This is a genomic window from Escherichia sp. TW14182, assembly GCF_000208525.1.
Classification (GTDB): Bacteria; Pseudomonadota; Gammaproteobacteria; order Enterobacterales; family Enterobacteriaceae; genus Escherichia; species Escherichia ruysiae.
This window is the reverse complement of record NZ_AEJZ01000360.1, coordinates 1-660: the sequence shown is the minus strand read 5'-3', so window position 1 is coordinate 660 and position 660 is coordinate 1. Positions and strand designations below refer to the sequence as shown.

Genomic DNA, 660 nt, shown 5'->3' with positions numbered 1-660 from the left:
GAATTCCTGAAATGGGTATTCGAGGTCACACCAGGCCGTTATTGCGTAACGCAGTACGGCGGGTCTGGTAGTTCGTATAAACCCATTATTGCGTATGACGGGGGGCAGCCCTATTTCAGAGGGTTTATAGATATAGAAATACGATGCGGAATTGGTTCAGGCGGTATTGAATCAGAAGATGGTCGGTGGATAACTTTTCATGGTGACAGAGAATACAGCGGCGCTACTGGTGAGGGGCCGGCTAAGTATCAGGTATTGGTTACAAAATCAATGTCTTCGGCGACACTTCCCGGGGCATGGTCGCGGCTATTCTGGTCACGCGACCGACTGAGACAACTGTTATGTGCAGGAGATACTACATCACAGCGTGCTCCGCAACCGGGTAGCCTGGTTCTTGCCGCATATCTGCCAGATAGCGGCAGCAGTGATGTCACATTACTTCGTACGCAATCTGTGCCTGGCTCAAGGCTCCGGCAGGTGGTCTTCGAAGCTGAGTATCGCGGTTCAGGATTTAGTGCCGCAGCCAGGTCATTTGTCTATGGGGGCACTCTGCCTGGCACGTATCTCGCTTTATCAGGTGGGCCGGACGTCACATTTTATGAACGTGGTCTGGTTTCTTTGTTTGTGAGGGTTTCATGATGCAAATTAAAAAAATCACCA

The 660-nt window shown here is 50.6% G+C and carries 1 pseudogene; it reads left to right on the top strand.

Annotation, left to right across the window (positions count from 1 at the left end):
* Positions 1-639, top strand: a pseudogene (locus EQY_RS27040) (prophage tail fiber N-terminal domain-containing protein); the annotation flags it as partial.
* Positions 640-660 lie beyond the last annotated feature (21 nt).